Source organism: Micromonospora sp. NPDC007230 (assembly GCF_042869115.1).
In the GTDB taxonomy this organism is placed as follows: domain Bacteria; phylum Actinomycetota; class Actinomycetes; order Mycobacteriales; family Micromonosporaceae; genus Micromonospora.
Genome location: NZ_JBIAFE010000025.1, coordinates 1 through 15865 on the forward strand (window position 1 = coordinate 1; position 15865 = coordinate 15865).

General features: G+C 73.4%; 18 protein-coding genes. 15 read left to right on the plus strand and 3 right to left on the minus strand.

The features are described 5' to 3' along the window. Positions 1-145: 145 nt before the first annotated feature. Positions 146-601, minus strand: coding sequence for a lamin tail domain-containing protein (locus ACFYML_RS28440; RefSeq protein WP_387423545.1), 456 nt, complete (start codon positions 599-601; stop codon positions 146-148). A 476-nt stretch (positions 602-1077) separates the two neighbouring features. Here ACFYML_RS28440 and ACFYML_RS28445 point away from each other — a divergent pair, with 476 nt between their 5' ends. After that, positions 1078-1563, plus strand: a complete 486-nt coding sequence (locus tag ACFYML_RS28445; RefSeq protein WP_387423546.1) for an ester cyclase — start codon at positions 1078-1080, stop codon at positions 1561-1563. Between the two features lie 70 nt (positions 1564-1633). Here the strand turns inward: ACFYML_RS28445 and ACFYML_RS28450 are convergent, their stop codons facing one another. After that, a complete protein-coding gene (locus ACFYML_RS28450; RefSeq protein WP_387423548.1) occupies positions 1634-3532 on the minus strand; it encodes a cell wall-binding repeat-containing protein in 1899 nt (632 codons plus the stop codon). A 263-nt stretch (positions 3533-3795) separates the two neighbouring features. Here ACFYML_RS28450 and ACFYML_RS28455 point away from each other — a divergent pair, with 263 nt between their 5' ends. Together ACFYML_RS28455 and ACFYML_RS28460 are read left to right on the plus strand one after the other, a co-directional pair. Continuing rightward, positions 3796-4287 carry a hypothetical protein gene (locus ACFYML_RS28455; RefSeq protein ID WP_387423549.1) on the plus strand — a complete coding sequence of 164 codons (492 nt, stop codon included), beginning with the start codon at positions 3796-3798 and terminating at the stop codon, positions 4285-4287. A 124-nt stretch (positions 4288-4411) separates the two neighbouring features. Beyond that, on the plus strand, positions 4412-5038 hold the full coding sequence (locus tag ACFYML_RS28460) for a phosphatase PAP2 family protein (protein ID WP_387423550.1): 627 nt from the start codon (positions 4412-4414) through the stop codon (positions 5036-5038). Between the two features lie 138 nt (positions 5039-5176). On the opposite strand, the gene ACFYML_RS28465 is transcribed toward ACFYML_RS28460, so the two are convergent. Beyond that, the gene (locus tag ACFYML_RS28465) at positions 5177-5857 is read right to left on the minus strand and encodes a prepilin peptidase (RefSeq protein WP_387423652.1); all 681 of its coding nucleotides are present in this window, start codon (positions 5855-5857) and stop codon (positions 5177-5179) included. A 786-nt stretch (positions 5858-6643) separates the two neighbouring features. Between ACFYML_RS28465 and ACFYML_RS28470 the strand changes: the two genes are divergently transcribed. The 12 genes from ACFYML_RS28470 (at position 6644) to ACFYML_RS28525 (ending at position 15858) form a co-directional block, all read left to right on the plus strand. Next, on the plus strand, positions 6644-7105 hold the full coding sequence (locus tag ACFYML_RS28470) for a hypothetical protein (protein WP_387423653.1): 462 nt from the start codon (positions 6644-6646) through the stop codon (positions 7103-7105). Next, the gene (locus ACFYML_RS28475; protein WP_387423551.1) at positions 7099-8040 is read left to right on the plus strand and encodes a hypothetical protein; all 942 of its coding nucleotides are present in this window, start codon (positions 7099-7101) and stop codon (positions 8038-8040) included. The genes ACFYML_RS28470 and ACFYML_RS28475 overlap by 7 nt, the downstream gene beginning before the upstream one ends. 19 nt (positions 8041-8059) lie before the next feature. Continuing rightward, on the plus strand, positions 8060-8716 hold the full coding sequence (locus ACFYML_RS28480) for an SAF domain-containing protein (protein ID WP_387423552.1): 657 nt from the start codon (positions 8060-8062) through the stop codon (positions 8714-8716). Next, a complete protein-coding gene (locus ACFYML_RS28485; RefSeq protein WP_387423553.1) occupies positions 8716-9549 on the plus strand; it encodes a ParA family protein in 834 nt (277 codons plus the stop codon). Before ACFYML_RS28480 ends, ACFYML_RS28485 begins: the two co-directional genes overlap by 1 nt. Then, positions 9539-11068, plus strand: coding sequence for a CpaF family protein (locus tag ACFYML_RS28490; protein ID WP_387423554.1), 1530 nt, complete (start codon positions 9539-9541; stop codon positions 11066-11068). The genes ACFYML_RS28485 and ACFYML_RS28490 overlap by 11 nt, the downstream gene beginning before the upstream one ends. A gap of 55 nt (positions 11069-11123) precedes the next feature. Further along, the gene (locus tag ACFYML_RS28495; RefSeq protein ID WP_387423555.1) at positions 11124-12023 is read left to right on the plus strand and encodes a type II secretion system F family protein; all 900 of its coding nucleotides are present in this window, start codon (positions 11124-11126) and stop codon (positions 12021-12023) included. Positions 12024-12158: 135 nt separating this feature from the next. Beyond that, the gene (locus tag ACFYML_RS28500) at positions 12159-13019 is read left to right on the plus strand and encodes a type II secretion system F family protein (protein WP_387423654.1); all 861 of its coding nucleotides are present in this window, start codon (positions 12159-12161) and stop codon (positions 13017-13019) included. 24 nt (positions 13020-13043) lie between these two features. Further along, positions 13044-13253: a hypothetical protein gene (locus ACFYML_RS28505; RefSeq protein WP_387423556.1), complete on the plus strand. Its 210-nt coding sequence runs from the start codon at positions 13044-13046 to the stop codon at positions 13251-13253. Continuing rightward, positions 13253-13741: a TadE family protein gene (locus tag ACFYML_RS28510; RefSeq protein ID WP_387423557.1), complete on the plus strand. Its 489-nt coding sequence runs from the start codon at positions 13253-13255 to the stop codon at positions 13739-13741. Before ACFYML_RS28505 ends, ACFYML_RS28510 begins: the two co-directional genes overlap by 1 nt. A gap of 5 nt (positions 13742-13746) precedes the next feature. Further along, positions 13747-14214 carry a TadE/TadG family type IV pilus assembly protein gene (locus ACFYML_RS28515; protein WP_387423558.1) on the plus strand — a complete coding sequence of 156 codons (468 nt, stop codon included), beginning with the start codon at positions 13747-13749 and terminating at the stop codon, positions 14212-14214. Further along, positions 14211-14642: a hypothetical protein gene (locus ACFYML_RS28520; RefSeq protein ID WP_387423559.1), complete on the plus strand. Its 432-nt coding sequence runs from the start codon at positions 14211-14213 to the stop codon at positions 14640-14642. Before ACFYML_RS28515 ends, ACFYML_RS28520 begins: the two co-directional genes overlap by 4 nt. Before the next feature lie 16 nt (positions 14643-14658). Further along, positions 14659-15858, plus strand: a complete 1200-nt coding sequence (locus ACFYML_RS28525; RefSeq protein ID WP_387423560.1) for a LysM peptidoglycan-binding domain-containing protein — start codon at positions 14659-14661, stop codon at positions 15856-15858. Positions 15859-15865: the final 7 nt, after the last annotated feature.

Here is a 15865-nt window from a genome sequence, read left to right on the forward strand (position 1 = left end):
ATCGATGGCTCCACGCCTGTTTCCACTGCCGACCGAATCGCCGCCTTCGTCCGTGTCGCGCCGATCAACCCTTATGCGCTACTGAGATCACCTCACAGAGAACGCCGGCCCAACGTAGGAGGACCGGCGTTCCCAAGCTACGGCGTCAGCAGTAGGTGTAGCCGCTGCCGCGTTTGGTCCAGGTGCAGCTGTCGATGAGGGAGCCGGACGGGTTGCGCAGGTACGCGCTGTCGCCGGTGTTGTTCCAGACGTACCAGGAGCGACCCCAGTAACGGTGGGTTCCCTTGTTGGTGCCCTTGCCCGTGTGGATGATGATGCTGTTCCCGGCGGCGACCTTGTAGTCGCTGCTGAACTTGTAGGTGTAGCCGGCCTTGTCGCGCACGTACCAGCCCTTGAGGTTGATGGCGGTGCTGCGCTTGTTGGTCAGCCGGACGTATTCGGCGTTCAGGCTGCTGTTGGATCCGGTGTCGCTGCCCGGGGAGTCGTAGTAGACCTTGGTGATCATCACGGCCGGGGCGGCCTGCGCCGGAGCGGCGACGGCCAGAGACCCGCCGACAGCGACAGCGAGCGCCGAGGCGAAACCGATCAGCCTTCTCTTCAAGTCATCCCCCAGAGTGGAAAGTGGAGGCCGGCGTGAACCCATCCGCCGGCCGGATGCCTCGATGGCATCACCTTCACGCAAAACGTAACCATGGCGATCGACAAATTCGCTATCCACATGTCGGGCTAGAAAAACCGTGTCTACCTGGGCATCTGGAAGCACCCGCCCGGCTAGATCGGCAGCCGATTGTTGGAGCTGCCATCGGATAACAGATGAACGCGCACCGGGTGTTTGGTTCAACGGCCGGAGGCAGCAGGAAGCCAGCGCAAACCTCGATCAGGCCGGTGCCGGACGCCAATCAGCGGTTGCAGGAGAAGCCAAGCCGGCAGCGCCCGACAGCCGTCGGCGGGTCTCCGCCGACAGTCCCGCCGAGCACGCGAACCGGCGGGCGGGCGGACGGTCATGGACGTTGCAGCCCGGCCGACGTCACCGCCATGATCGTGATCGGACAAGCGATATGCGACGGCTGATCGGCGATGCCCAGGCAGGATGTACCGAGAGCGTACGAGGTTGCCGGCTGGAGGTGCGCGATCGACAGGAAAGCCCTCGAAAGGCTGGACGATGCCCGGCTCGCGGCGTGGGACACCCACCGTCTCGATGCGTTCGTTGACCTGCTGGCCGATGATTTCGTGCTTCGCGACACCACGATCGGCGCGCCAGTCACAACCAAGGAGGGCGCGCGCGAGTACGTGCGGGCACGGCTGACCGCGCTGCCGGACATGCGGATTCGCCGTACCAGCCGCCTCGTGGACGAGGATGATGGCTCGGTCGCCGCCGAGGTTGAGTTCACCGGGACCCATACCGGTCCCATGGCGGTGGGTTCGAGGCAGGTGCCGCCCACCGGCAAGACGGTGGTTGGGCGGGGAGCGTACTTCGCTCGGGTGAAGGACGGGCTGTTCGTGGAGCTCAGCATTCACCCGGACCTGGCGGGCATCATGGCGCAGCTCGGCCTGATGCCCTGACCCTACGCGAAGGCCATGCGAAAGGGCCCGGCGGTGGCGCCGAGCCCTTTCGTTCGCGCTCGGGACGTCCCTAGTTGACGATGGTTCCGTTGGTGGCCATCGAGCTGCCCATCGGGCCGCTGATCGTCTTGCCGAGCTCGACCGCCTGCGGGTCGCTGACCACGGCTGACGAGCCGAAAACCAGGGCAGTGTCGACCGCGCCACTGAACTTGTCGGCGTACTCCTTGGCTGCGGCGTGCAGGGTGTCCTGGGTGCCGAAGGTCAGCATGAGCGGGCCGTTCAGCGTCGCCATCAGGGCACCGCCGGCGAGTGCGTCGGGCCAGTCCATGCCGGTGGCGAGGCCGACGCTGCCGCCCTTGCCGAAGAAGTGGACGTTAACCACGTTGGCGGTTTCGAACCGGTCCTTACCGGCGAAGTCCAGGGTCGGGTACGGGTCGGTCGCCGCGACCGCCTGCTTGCCGATCGCGATGAGCTTGCTGCCGCCGGTCTGACGGGCGTCGAGGTAGGCCTTGGTCGTGGGTGGCAGCTTGGTGTCGTTGGTCAGCACCACCACGGCGGACATGTCGCTGCCGGGGCGGTTGCGGGAACCGGCTGCGGCGCCGGCTGCCAACGCGTCGGGGAAGTTCATCCCGGTCGCGACCAGCACCTCACGCGGGTTCGGGTTGATCGCGTTGGCGATCGCGATCGAGGTGCCGAAGCGGTCGGTGCCGGCGAGCCGGACGACCTTGTAGCCGAGCCCGGCCACCGCGTCAGCCACGGCGCGGGACAGGGCGCCCTCGCTGCCGAGCAGGTAGACGGTGCCGCCGGCCGGGAGTACCCGGCGGATCTCGTCGGCGGTCTGCGGCTGCAGCGCGGTGGGCGGGGTCAGCAGGAGCGGCCCCTTCTTGGCTGCGGCGAGGGCCGAGCCGCCGAGCGCGTCGGCGTACGTGTCGGAACGGGACAGGACGACGGCTCCGGCCCGCGGGCGGACGTCGGCGGGGTCGTCGTGCTTGGGCCAGTGGGCCTGGGAGGCGGCCACGGCGGTGCCGAACCGGTCCTTGCCGGCGACGCGCACCGTCCGGTCCTGCATTTGCGGCTGGTACGCCGGCACGCCGCTGAGTCCGTCGATGGCCCAGAAGCGGTCGGGCCAGCTACCGCTCGAATCGATCCGGACCACGGTCGGGGTGTCCGAGCCCACAGCGGTCCGGTTCACCAGGAGCGAGAGCCCGTCCGGCGAGAATTCGGGGTTGTCGTGGACTCCGCCGTTGTTGGTGAGGCGGGTCAGTTGTCCGCTGTACCGGAAGATCTTCCAGATGTCGCCGTCCCGCACGAACGCTACCCATTTTCCGTCCGGGGAGATCGTCGGGTTGCTGGCGTTGGTGGCGATTTCCTCGAAGTGCCGGTAGTCGTCGAGCGTTCCGATGGACGCGGTCCCGCTCGGGTTGCCGGCGCCGTCGTCGGCTTGGCGCTGGGCGACGATGTCGCCGGCGTTGTCGCTGTCCGGGTTCGAGTAGTTCGCGCCGTCCCATGGACTGAGGGGGTTCCGGACACCGTTGTAGTTGCGGGTGGACTCGATCTGCCACGGCCGGCCCAGCGGCTTGGCAGCCCACATGATCTCGCCGGTGCGCCCAATCCACTTCGGGTCGCGGCGTTCCGTTCCGGCCTCCGGCCCGACCACTTGGTGGACGTCATCCGGGTCGTCGTAGCGCAGGGTGCGGATCGCGCCGTCCCGGTTGACGAAGGCGGCACGGCTGCCGTCAGGCGACCAGGAAGCGCAGTTGATCTTCTCGCTGGCCGAGTTGGTGAAGACCCGCCCGTCGGAGAAGGTGAGGGAGCTGCTGCCGTTGCTCGCCGTCAGCCCGTAGGTGTTCGTGGAGTAGCCGGTGGTGGCCAAGGCCGGGGCCGTAGTAGCGGCGAACGTCCCCGCACCGGCGGCCAGGAGCGACGCCATCGCCGCGGCGAGGGGTCGTCGGGGGTGGTGTCGGGGCACAGCGCAACTCCTCGCGGGAGGTAGTCAGGGGAGGCCGGGCCCGGCGGATCGCGCCCGCGGCACGCGGCGGCAGGTGCACGATACGTGTTAACGATCAACCCTGGAAGCCCTGGTCACCGGGTCGGCGGTCGAAGCATGCTTGGGCCCTGATGGGGTGTGACACGCTGAGCGACACGCCGCTGGCCCGTCGTGTCCATGATCCGGCTGCGAATGCCCGCCACCTGGTACGACGGTGGCAAGCATGCTGCAGTGAGGGGGTACCGATGACCGGTGGACGGGAGACCGTGGAGGTCGGTCCGGTGGTGTTCCGCGCCGTCTACGACTCGCCCGCCTCGCTGCCGGGCCGGCACCGGTGGACCACCCCGGAGTCGGACGTACGCCGGCTGGAGAAGCTGCTCAACATGCCGGCGCGCAGCATCGGCGCCCCGCTCTGGGTCAGCGGCGACGAGCCGGACTGCCCGAAGTGCGGTCGCCGGGTGAACTGGTACGACATCGTCTCCTCCGCCCTGCACGGGGTGCACGACCGCACGATGATCGCCCGGGTGATCCTCGGTGAGCGCAAATACGTGAACACCGAGGTGCCGGACGCCATCCCCGGCGTGCACTGCGCCGACTGCCGCAGCCCGATCGAGGGGCTGCGCAGCTTCAAGTGCCACAACTGGGCGTACGCCTTCGAGGCGCTGGAGGAGGTCGTCGAGCGTATGTCCGGGGTGCCCCCGCAGCCGGCGCCGCCCCACCCGTCCGACGCTCCATAGCCCCTCCCCGCCACTGCGTGATCCCTGCCAACCGGCTGTGAACCGCCTGAGACTCCGGTGCCCGATGGGGATTTTCCCGACACCCTCCGGGTGAACGGAGTATGAACAGTTGGTGAGGTGATCCATGACTGACGCCGTCATGACCGACGTTCCGGATATCAGCGCGGACTGGTACCACGACATCGTGCGGTACGCCGACAGCACGCCGCAGCCGGTGCACTGGTTCGCCACCCACTTCACCGAGGGTGCGATCCTGCTGCTCGGCGTGCTCATGGTGCTGGCCGCGCTGACCCGGCTGGCCGGCGGGGACGCCCGGGGCCGGGCACTCGCCCTGGCCGCGCCGGTCACGGTGCTGCTGTCGTACGGCGCCAGCGAGGGGCTCAAGGACCTGATCGCCGAGGACCGGCCCTGCCGCAGCCCCGCCGACCTGGTGATCGTCGCCGGGCACTGCCCACCCGTCGGCGACTGGTCGTTCCCCAGCAACCACGCCACGATCGCCGGCGCGCTGGCCGCCACCACGCTGCTGCTGCACCGCCGGATCGGCCTGGTGGCCGCCCCGCTGGCCCTGCTGGCCGCGCTGTCCCGCACCTTCGTCGGGGTGCACTACCCGCACGACGTGGCCGCCGGCCTGCTGCTCGGGGTCCTCGTCGGCACCCTGCTCACCCCGCTCGCCGCCCGCCCGGTCGCCGAGCTGCTGGCTCGGCGCAGCCGTCGCGCCGCCCGACCACTCACCCGCCCCGCCCGCCGCTGATCCACCCGCCGCCGCCGTGCCCATGACCACCCTGGCCGCAGCTTCACGGAAACAGTCCTTGTCCCGCGCGTGATGGCCACTCTTTCGGTGAAGGTGTGGCCACCGGGTGGCGACGGAGGACAGGCGCGGCGGGCGGCGTCAGGGGGTGAGGAGGAGGGCCAGGGCGGTGGCGAGGATGAGGAACGGGCCGAAGGGCAGGTGGCTGGACCAGCGGACCCGGCGTGCCGCCAGCAGGGCCAGCCCGACCAGCGCGGAGAGGCTGACGGCGAGCACCAGCCCGACCATCAGCACCGACCATCCGTACCAGCCGAGCAGCGCGCCCGCGCCGAGGGCGAGCTTGGCGTCGCCGAGCCCGAACCCGCGCCGGCCGAGCAGCAGGGTGGTGGCGGCGAAGCCCGCGCCGAGGACGAGCCCGGCGGCGGTGGCCCGCAGCCAGGGCGCCGGACCGGCCCCGGCCAGCGCGGCCACCCCGAGCAGCGCCCAGACGCCGGCCGCCGCCGGATAGGTGAGGCGGTCCGGCAGCCGGTGCACGGCCGCGTCGATCAGGGCCAGCGGCACCGCCCAGGCGAGCCACCAGGCGACCGCCGCCCGCCCGCCGAGCGGTCCGTCGGCCAGTGCGAGCGCCACCACCGCCGCGGCCAGGGCGGCTTCCACCGCGCCGGGCGGCGCGCCGATCCGGGCCCGGCAGCCCGGGCAGCGGGCCGCCGGCCCGAGCGCCGGCAGCGGGCGGTCCAGGCCGACCGGCGTGCCGCAGCGGTCGCACCCGGCCCGGTCCACCGAGCCCGGGGGTACGGCGTACCGCGCGACCGCCAGCCGCATCGGCGGTACGAGCGCCAGGGCGGCGAGCAGCCGCACCACCGGACGCCGGGCAGGGGTCTCCGATCCGGTGCCCCGGAGCCGTACGGTCGTCACGTCGCCCCTCCGGCACGGTTGCTGACCGTTCCACTCTGGATCACGGAGAGTGATATTGGCCGCGCCGACGTGTGGCGGATGGCGCGGAAACCGGCGTCCCGACCGCAGCGGCCGGAGGCCGGGAGATCGGCGACCAACCGCAGTGGAACAGCCCGGATTCCGGCGGGACGGATCGGACCAGAGGCACCGATGCCACCCATTCCTCCACCGCTCGACCGCCAACCGGCCCGGCCGGGCTCTTGACAGGTTGCGGGCACTCCTGCCACCAGCCTGACTGCCCGTCGGGCGAGCGTCGCCGTTCGGACACCCACCGACCACCACCACCTGCCATCACTCAAAGTAGTCGAATGAATTGCCTCTGTTGCATCGGCGGACGTCAGCCTATGCTCGCCCCTTGGGTACGGCGCAACCCCGAGCAATTGGCGTCGGAGGCCAATCGGAGACAACCTTTCGAATTCAGTAAAGATCAACACAGGTAATTGCAGCGGCAGTCAGTTGAGGCCCGGTCACATTCATCCGGGCGCGCTTCCGCATGCCCGGAGTACGCCCGCGCGACCGCTCCGGGCCATCACCGAGGAGGGCACGGCGTTGCGCACACGGGATTCCCGCCGCTGGACAAGCTGCCTGCTCAGCCTTGCCCTGCTGGGTGCGAGCGCCGGTTGCGGCACCGAACCGGAGGCGGCGGCCCGTCCACTGACCGGGACCGGCGGCGCGCCGGCCACCCAATCGACGGCCGACGAACAAGCGGCCGGAAAAGCCGCCCTCGCCGCCTATTCCGGCTATCTGGACGCGTCCCGCACGGCGAGCGCGCGCAGCGACCCGGCGCATCCCGCGCTGGCCCGATTCCTGGCGGATCCACTGCTGACCCGGGTTCGGGTGGCAATTCGTGAGGCGAAGGAGCACGGCGCGATGCGCACCGGAACGCTCGTTTCCGATCCCACTGTCGTGTCGGTCGACCTGGCCGCCGACCCGCCCGTCGTGGAGATCCAGGACTGCCTGGACGCCACCGGCTACCGCCTGGTCTACGCCAAGGACCACCGGCTCGTCCCCGGCACCCGCGGCGGGCGGTACCTGGCCACCGCCACCGCCGCCCGCTACCCGGACGGCCGATGGCTGATCACCGCCGGTGCCGCGCATCAGGACCAGCCGTGCTGACCTGGGGAGGAAGGGGTGTCCCGGCCCGCCCGACCCGGGCCGGGACACCCCGAAGGCTGCTGCTCGCCGCCGGCCTGGCGTTGCTGCTCACGCTGACCGGCGTACCCGCCCGGGCGGCCGGCCCCGGCGGCGACTGCCCGCCCGGCCAGAACGACTGCAACGTCTGGGACGACGATCCGGGCGTCCCGGGTCCGGGCGGCGGCGGGAACGCCGGCGGGGGCGGCAACGGTGGTGGCACCGCCCCTAAGTGCCAGTGGAACGGCCGGGCCATCCCCTGCTACGACGACCAGCTGGGCTGGTTCAACAATGCTGACGGCTGCTACTACAAGCTGGCCGAGCCGCAGCAGGCCGCGCCCGAGGGCCAGCAGTGGTACCTCCAGACCTGCAACGGCGGTGACCTGGGCGCGCAGACCATGGTGCTGCGGGACGCCCCGCCGCCCGGCTACGGCGCGCCGCCCGACCCGGAGGAGTTGGCCCGCCGCGCGCTCGCCTCGATCTCGCTGCTGCCGCCGCGGATCGCGGTCGCGCCCCGACGGAGCAAGGGCCCGGGCCTGGTCGGCCTGCCGGTCTGGATGTGGGCCAGCAGCGGGTCCTCCTACTTCGGGCCGCTGCGCGCCTCCGCCTCGGACCGGGGGCTGACGGTCCGGATCACCGCCCGGGTGACCCGGATCGTCTGGAACATGGGCGACGGCAGCAGCATCACCTGCCGCAAGCCGGGCACCCCGTACGCCGCCGACGGCCCCCGGGCCGGGTTGACCTCCCCGGACTGCGGCTACCACCGCGGGTACGCCCGGGCCGGCACCTACCAGGTCAGCGCCACGACCTACTGGACCGTGCGCTGGGTCGGCGGGGGCGAGAGCGGCGACATCGCGCAGAGCCGGGTCAGCGGCACGGTCCCGGTGCAGATCAACGAACTCCAGGTGGTGACCCGATGAGCGCGAGGATGGTGGCCCGGTGAGTGTGGCGACCCGGAACGGGACCCCGCTGGACGCGCCGGTGGCGCCGCCCCGGGTGGTCCGGCAGCGGCGGATCCGCCCCGGCCTGCTCGGTCTGGCGGTGCTGCTGATCGCCCTCGGCGGGCTGGGCGCGGCCTTCGCGGTCACCTCGGTCCGGTCCACCGGCAGCTACCTGGCGGTGGCCCGCCCGGTCGAGGTGGGCCGGCAGCTCAGCGCCGACGACCTGGTCGCGGTACGGGTCTCCGGCGGCCAGGGGCTGCAGCCGGTGCCGACCCGGCGGCTGAAGGAGGTGGTGGGCCTGCGGGCGGCCGTCCGGCTGACCCCGGGCACCCTGCTCACCGCGGCGCAGCTCACCGACGCCCCGCTGCTCGGGCCCGGGCAGCAGCAGCTCGCGCTCGGGCTCAAGCCGAGCCAGGTGCCGGCCCGTACGCTCCACCCCGGCGACAAGGTCCTGCTGATCAGCACCCCGGACAGGAACGCCGAGGGCGGGGCGCGCGCCGGCGGCACCCGGTTCGAGGCCACGGTGATCGACACCGTCGCACCGGAGCACGACGATGTGGTGGTCTATCTGGCCCTGGCCGTCCGGGACGTGCCGGCGGTGGTGGCGCTCGCCGCGGACGACCGGATCGCGCTCGTGCTCACCGGGGCGGCCTGATGGCGGTCATCGCCCTGGTCTCGGCCAAGGGCTCCCCGGGCGTCACCACCGCCGCGCTGGCCGCCGCGCTGAGCTGGCACCGGCGGCTGGTGCTGGCCGAGTGCGACCCGGCGGGCGGCTCGATCCTCGCCGGCTATCTCGGCGGCGCGCTCGACGGTCCCCGGGGCATCGGCGAACTGGCCGTCGGTGAGCTGCGCGACGGCAACCTGGAGGGCGCCTTCTGGTCGCAGCTGGTCGACCTGGACGCCCCGAAGCGGGAGCGGCTGCTGCTGCCCGGCGTGGTCGACCCGGCCCAGGCCGGCAGCGTGAGCCCGCTCTGGCAGCGCTTCGCCGACTTCTTCACGAGTCTGGAGCAGGGTGTCCCGCCGTACGACGTGCTGGTCGACTGTGGCCGGCTCCAGGTGGGCGGCCCACCGTGGCCGGTGCTGCGGGCCGCTGCGGTGGTGCTGCTGGTCACCCGCGCGCACCTGCCGGACCTGTCGGCCACCCGGTCGACCGTCCGCGCCATCGAACGGGACTTCACCGAGCACCGGGTCCCTCCGGGCACCCTGCGCCTGCTGGTGGTCGGGGACGGGCACGGCACCAGCGAGATCAGCAAGGCGCTGCGGCTGCCCGTGATCGCCCGGCTGCCGCACGACCCGCGTACCGCCGCGGTGCTCAGCCTCGGCGGCACCGTACGCTCCGGCCGGCCGCTGATGCGCGCGGCCGGCGCCCTGGAGGTGCCGGTCGGGGCGCTGCTGGACCGGCGGCGGGCCCGGCTGGCCTGGCCGGGGGCGGCGCCACCGCGGGCGGTGACCGCACCGAGCGGGCCGGGGGTGTCCGGTGCGGTTTGAGCCGGTCTCCCACGACCCGCGCGGGCAGCAGCCCGGCGCCACCTCCACCGTGCCGCCGCTGGTCCCGCCGAATCGGCACCATCCCGGCGCACCGGCCGTCGCGCCGCCGGCGCCTTCACCGCCGCCCCGCCCCCGGGTCGACTTCGCGGTGGTCCGCGAGCTGCGCCGGGAGTTGAGCGAGCGGCTCACCCTCTGGCAGCGGGGCCGGGAGTTCGACGCGGACGCCGAGGAGGTCGAGCGGGCCCGGCTGGCCGTCGCGGTGGTCTCCGCGTACGCGGACTCGGTGCGCCGGGCCGGCACGCCGATGCCCGCCGATGCGGAACGGCTGCTGCTCGACCAGGTGACCGCCGAGCTGGTCGGCCTGGGGCGACTCCAGACGCTGCTGGTCGACGAGACCATCGAGGAGGTGCACATCCTCGGCTGCGACCAGGTACGCATCACCCGGCACGGCGGCGGCGTGGACTGGGCCGAGCCGATCGCCGACAGCGACGACGAACTGGTGGAGATCCTCCAGGCGGCGGCCCGCCGGGCCGGGGCCACCGAGCGGTCGCTGTCCACCTCGAAGCCGACCCTCGACCTGCAACTGCCGGACGGCAGCCGGCTCGCCGCGGTCTTCCTGGTCAGCCACCGCCCGTACGCGGTGATCCGCAAGCACAACACCCTGGCGGTGAGCCTGGAGGACATCGCCGGCGGCCGGCCCGACCTGGACGAGATGATCGACCCGCTGCTGCGCGACTTCCTCCGCGCGTCCCTGCGGGCCGGGCTGAACATCATGGTCGCCGGGCTGGCCGGGGCGGGGAAGACCACGGTGATCCGGGCGCTGATGGACGAGATCCCGGCGGACGAGCCGTACGTGCTGCTGGAGGAGAGCCGCGAGCTGCTGCCGGCCCGCCGGGGGCAGCGGCACCGGGCGGTGATGAGCTTCGAGGCCCGGGAGGGGCACGGCGAACGCGGGCTGGACGGCCGCCCGGCCGGTGAGGTGAGCATCGCCGACCTGATCCCGGTCGCGCTGCGGATGGGCGTGCTGCGGATCATCGTCGGCGAGGTCCGGTCCCGGGAGATCGTGCCGATGCTCCAGGCCATGACCACCAGCCGCGGGTCGATGTGCACCATCCACGCCCGTACCCCGGCGGGGGTGAGCGAACGGATCATCGAGCTCGCGCTCTCCCACGGCCGGGAGATGACGGTCGACCAGGCGCGCCGGATGGCCGGCAACGCGCTCGACCTGATCGTCTACGTCACGGTGGAGGACGAGACGGCGATCGGCGGTCGCAAGCACCGCTTCGTCTCGCATGTCGAGGAGGTGATCGGCGTCGGTGACGGCAACCGGATCACCACCACCTCGGTCTTCGGGCCGGGGCCGGACGGCCGGGCGGTCCCCCGCCACCTCCCCGAGCGGATCCGGGACCAACTGCTGCGCGTCGGCTACGACGCCCGGCTGCTGACCCGCTTCATCGAGGCCGGCACCGGCGCCTGGCGCCGCCCCCGGCACACCCACCTCGACGGGCGGCAGTCATGAGCGCGAGGAGTGAACCGGTCCTGCGAGCCCCGCAGTCGCGAACAGAGGCAGGCTCATGACGATGATCGAGCTGGTCGCTCTCTTCTCCGGCGCGGCGGCGGTGGCCGGGCTGGTGCTGGCCGTGGTCGCGCTGGTCGGCACCGACCGGCCGGCGGGTCCGGCGGCGGGCACCCGGCCGGTGCTGCGCCGGGTCTGGACCGGGTCCGGAGCGAGCCGACGGGAGCGGCATCAGTACCAGGTGCAGCTCGGCGCGGCGGTGGTGGCCGGCGCGGTGTCCTTCCTGCTGACCGGGCTGCCGGTGGTCGGCCTGCTGGTGGCGCTGGCGGTGCCCGGGGTGCCGTGGCTCTTCGGGGTGGGCCGGGCCGAGCAGCGGGCCATCGCCCGGGTCGAGGCGGTCGGCGAGTGGACCCGCCGGCTGAAGGACATCTGCGGCACCGGCCAGGGCCTCCAGCAGGCCATCGTCGGCACCATCGCCACCGCCCCCGAGGAGATCCAGGAGGAGGTACGCACCCTCGCCGCCCGGCTCCAGGCGGGCTGGCTGGCGAGGTCGGCGCTGCTCGCCTTCGCCGACGAGATCGGCGACCCGGTCTGCGACCAGGTGGTGGCCGCGCTGATCCTGCACCTGACCGACCGCGGCGAGCGGCTGGGTGACGTGCTCGGCTCGATCGCCGCCGCCGCGTCGGCCGAGGTGGCCACCCGGCGGGAGGTGGAGGCCAAGCGCACCCAACCCCGGTTCGCGGTCCGCTTCCTCACCGGGATGACCCTGGCCGCGCTCGCGTACGGGCTGGTCAACACCGAGTACATCCGGCCGTACCGGACGCCGGTCGGGCAGCTCGTGATGGCGGTGCTGGGTGGCGCGTTCATCGGGCTGCTGGTCTGGGTCCGGTCGATGAGCCAGCCGCCCCGGCCCGCGCGCTTCCTGCCGGCTCCCGACCCGGACGAGGTGATCGCGTGAGCGAGCGGAGCGAGCGAACCATCAAGCTCAGTAGCGCGGCGCATCGCGCCGCCGCGGCGCGGAGCGAGGCGGCGGCGTGAGCGCGCGGAGTGTGCTGGCGAGCCCCGCGGTCGCGAACGAAAAGAGGCTCAGGTGATCCTCAACTGGCAGCTCGCCGCGGCCGTGCTGGGCGGGGCCGCCGTCGGGCTCGGCCTCTTCCTGCTGGTCCGCGAGGCGCTGCCGGCCACCCCCGCGCTCGGCCCCGCGCTGCGCCGGCTGCACCAGCCGCCCGGGCAACTGGCCACCGCCCGGGGCGGGCCGGACTGGCTGGGCGGTTTCTCCCGCTGGCTGCGCCCGCCGCACCGGCAGCTCGCCCTGCTCGACCGCACCCCCGAGCAGTACGCCCTGTCGGTGCTGCTCTCCGCCCTGATCGGGTTCGCCACGCCGGCCCTGGCGTCGGCGGTGCTGTTCCTCGGCGGGGTGTCGCTGCCGCTGGTCGTACCCGTGTTGGGCAGCCTGGGGGTGGCGTTCCTGGCCGGTCTGCTCGCCCACCGCGAGGTGCTGGCGAAGGCGGACGCCGCGCGGGACGAGTTCCGCCAGGCGGTCTGCACCTACCTGGACCTGGTGGCGTTGCAGCTGTCCGCGGCGCACGGCCCGGTGCAGTCGCTGGAACGGGCGGCGGCGGTCTGCGACGGCTGGGTCTTCGACCGGATCCGGGAGGCGCTGCGGATCGCCCAGCTCCAGATGCACTCGCCCTGGGACGAGCTCCAGGAGCTGGCCGACCGGATCGGTATCCCGGAGCTGGGCGACGTGGGCGCGATCATGCGCTCCTCCGGCAGCGAGGGCGCCCAGGTGCACGAGACCCTCCGCAGCCGCGCCGACTCGCTGCGCGACCAGATCCGCACCGACAACCTGGCCCGGGCCGAGGGGGTGACCAGCCGGCTGGACATCCCGGGCTCGTTGCTGGTCTTCGTACTGCTCGGCTTCGCCGTCTATCCGTTCCTCGCCCGTCTGTGAGCCACCTGCGAGAAGGAGAACACCATGCGCCTGTCCACCTACCTGTACACCGCGGTGACCAGCCGCTTGGCCGAGCTACGGCGGGACACCGAGCGCGGCGACAGCCCGGTGCCGACCGCGGTGATCATCTTTGGCCTGGTCGCGGTCGCCATGGCGGTCACCGGACTCGCCCTGGCCAAGGCCAACAACTGGATGAACGCCATCCCGGACAACACGGCGCCGAAGGCGCCGTGATGCGTCGCCCCGCTCGTACGGACCGGACCCGGCCGGCGTCCGCCGGCCGAACCACCGGCCGGTGCGACCCGGGGCGGATCGCCGCCGTCGTCCGTGGTCGGGTCGCCGAAGGCGGGGCGGAGCGGGGGGCCAACCCGGTCGAACTGGCGGTGGTGATGCCGGCGATCCTGGTGCTGCTCTTCGCCTCGATCCAGGTCGCCGTCTGGTTCGTCGCCCGGTCCACCGCCCTCAACGCGGCGCAGACCGGGGTCAACGCCCAGCGTGCGTTCCAGGCCCCGCCCGACGCGGGCCGGGACCGGGCCAGCACCTTCCTGCGCGCCGCCGGTGACTGGCTCGTCGACTGGCAGGCCCCCGGCCCCACCTGCACGACGGCCGCCACCGAGGTCACCTGCACGGTCAGCGGGCGCAGCCTGTCAGTGATTCCGGGGGTCCACTTCCCGGTCCGGCAGACCGCGCACGGCACGGTCGAACGCTGGACGACGGGGTGAGGCGCATGGCGGGCCGGCGGGAACGGGGTTCCGTCTCGATCGAGGTGGCGGTGCTCGCCCCGGCCTTCATCGGGCTGATGGTGCTGGCCGGGGTGGCCGGGCGGACGGCCGTGGCCGCCGAGGCGGTGGAGTCGGCCGCGCACGATGCCGCCCGGGCCGCCTCGATCGCTCGGGACGCGGGTGCCGGCCGGACCGCGGCCACCGACGCGGCCCGCCGTCAGCTCGACTGGTCGGGCCTGCACTGCACCGCCCCGCCGGCACTGTCCTTCCGAGGCTCGGTACGGGAGAGGGAAACCAGCTTCGCCGCCGCGTACCGCAGCGCGCCCGGAGTGCCGGCCACCGTCACGGTCACGGTGACCTGCAGGGTCTCCTTCGCCGACCTGAGGGCGCCCGGGCTGCCCGGGGTGCCGGGCGGCAAGACCATCTCGGCGAGCTTCACCTCCCCGCTGGACACCTACCGGAGTCGACGATGAGCGGTGGGCACGTGTCGGAGAGCGGCCGGGTGAGCATCTTCCTCGCCGTGGCGATGACCGGCGTACTCGTGATCATCAGCCTGGCCTACGACGGCGCCGGGCAGCTCCGCTCGTTGCAGCGCGCGGACAACCTGGCCGCCGAGGCGGCCCGCAGCGGTGGCCAGGTCATCGACCGGGCCCGGGCGATCGAGGGCGGCCCGAAGGAGATCGACGAGGCGGGCGCCCGGGACGCTGTCGCGGACTACCTGCGGGCCGCCGGCGGGGTCCGCGGCCACGACGTCAGCTTCCCGGTGGTCGACGGCGAGAAGCAGATCCGGGTGCGCGTCCGCATCACCTACCGCCGGAACCTGCTCGGCCTGTTCGGCCTGGACAACCCCGTCACCGTCACCGGTGAGGCCACCGCGCGGGCGCTCACCGGGGCACCGTAAGGAAAGGAAGGCAGCCATGGCCGCACCGCAACGCTCCGCCGTACGGCGGACCGGCCAGGTCCTCACCGGGCTCGGCGCCCTCGTGGTGCTCTGTGCGGTGCTGGCCGGCGGGCCGCTCGCGCTTCTCGCCTTCGCCGGCAACCCCCTCCCCGATCACCTGCCCACCCTCGCCGAGGTGGGTACGGCGTTGACCAGCCGCGACGACGGGCAGCTCTTCCTGCGGGCGCTGGCCGTGGTGGGCTGGTTCGGCTGGGCGACGTTCGCGTTTTCCGTACTGGTGGAGTTGCTGGCGGCGGCGCTGCGCCGGCCGGCGCCCCGGCTGCCCGGGATGCGCCGGCAGCAGCGGGCGGCGGCCGCGCTGGTCGGCTCGGTGGCGCTGATCCTGGCGGCGAGCCCGGCCGCAGCGAGCGCCGCCAGCCTGACCGCCCCGTACCCGGCCGCCGCCGCGCCCCCGGTCGTGGCCGCGCCGCCGCTCGCCGCCGCGCCGCCGGCCGCCGCCGCGCCGCCGGTCGTGGCCGCGCCGCCGGAACAGGCCACGCTGAGGCGCGCCGCCCCGCCGGAACAGGTGGCCGCTCCCGCGCTCGCCGCCCCGCCGGCGTCCGACGCCGGCGCGCCGGCCGTCTACCGGGTGGCGAAGGGCGACTACCTGGGCACGGTGGCCGAGCGGTACCTGGACGACTTCGAGCGCTACCGGGAGGTGGCCCGGCTGAACCGGCTCGCCGACCCGGACCGGATCCGCCCCGGCCAACTGCTGAAACTGCCCGCGGGCGCGGTGGATGACGGTGCCCGCCGGCACGCCACCGGAGCGGTGGTCACCCCGGCCCGGCCGGCCCCCGGCCCGGGTACGCCGGCCGCCGCTCCGGACGGACCGGCGGCGCCCGGATCGTCGACGACGCCCCTGAACGGAGCGGGCGTGACGTCGAACGCGGGCGGTGCCGGGGCGATCGGGCAGGCGCCGAAGGCGAAGCCGTCCCCAGGGCGGACCGGGGCGGGGCCCACGGTGGCGGAATCGGCGGGCCAGCCGCCGGCGATGGCGGCGGGGGCCTCCCCGGCCACCGCCGAGGACGGCATCAACCGGCCGCTGGCGATCTCGGCGGTGCTGGCCGTGGCGAGCATCGTCGGCGCGCAGATCGGGGCGGTGCTCGGCCTGCGGAGACGGCCGGTGGCCCGGGCCGCGGGCCGGGCGCTGGCCATCGGCCGGCATCGGAAGGACTGACCCGCGG

Coding starts and splice junctions, on each gene's coding strand:
- ACFYML_RS28515 (WP_387423558.1), top strand. CDS start 13,747: ATGGCGGGCCGGCGGGAACGGGGTTCCGTCTCGATCGAGGTGGCGGTG.
- ACFYML_RS28445 (WP_387423546.1), top strand. CDS start 1,078: ATGCCCAGGCAGGATGTACCGAGAGCGTACGAGGTTGCCGGCTGGAGG.
- ACFYML_RS28505 (WP_387423556.1), top strand. CDS start 13,044: ATGCGCCTGTCCACCTACCTGTACACCGCGGTGACCAGCCGCTTGGCC.
- ACFYML_RS28460 (WP_387423550.1), top strand. CDS start 4,412: ATGACTGACGCCGTCATGACCGACGTTCCGGATATCAGCGCGGACTGG.
- ACFYML_RS28495 (WP_387423555.1), top strand. CDS start 11,124: ATGACGATGATCGAGCTGGTCGCTCTCTTCTCCGGCGCGGCGGCGGTG.
- ACFYML_RS28510 (WP_387423557.1), top strand. CDS start 13,253: ATGCGTCGCCCCGCTCGTACGGACCGGACCCGGCCGGCGTCCGCCGGC.
- ACFYML_RS28485 (WP_387423553.1), top strand. CDS start 8,716: ATGGCGGTCATCGCCCTGGTCTCGGCCAAGGGCTCCCCGGGCGTCACC.
- ACFYML_RS28525 (WP_387423560.1), top strand. CDS start 14,659: ATGGCCGCACCGCAACGCTCCGCCGTACGGCGGACCGGCCAGGTCCTC.
- ACFYML_RS28455 (WP_387423549.1), top strand. CDS start 3,796: ATGACCGGTGGACGGGAGACCGTGGAGGTCGGTCCGGTGGTGTTCCGC.
- ACFYML_RS28520 (WP_387423559.1), top strand. CDS start 14,211: ATGAGCGGTGGGCACGTGTCGGAGAGCGGCCGGGTGAGCATCTTCCTC.
- ACFYML_RS28465 (WP_387423652.1), bottom strand. CDS start 5,857: ATGCGGCTGGCGGTCGCGCGGTACGCCGTACCCCCGGGCTCGGTGGAC.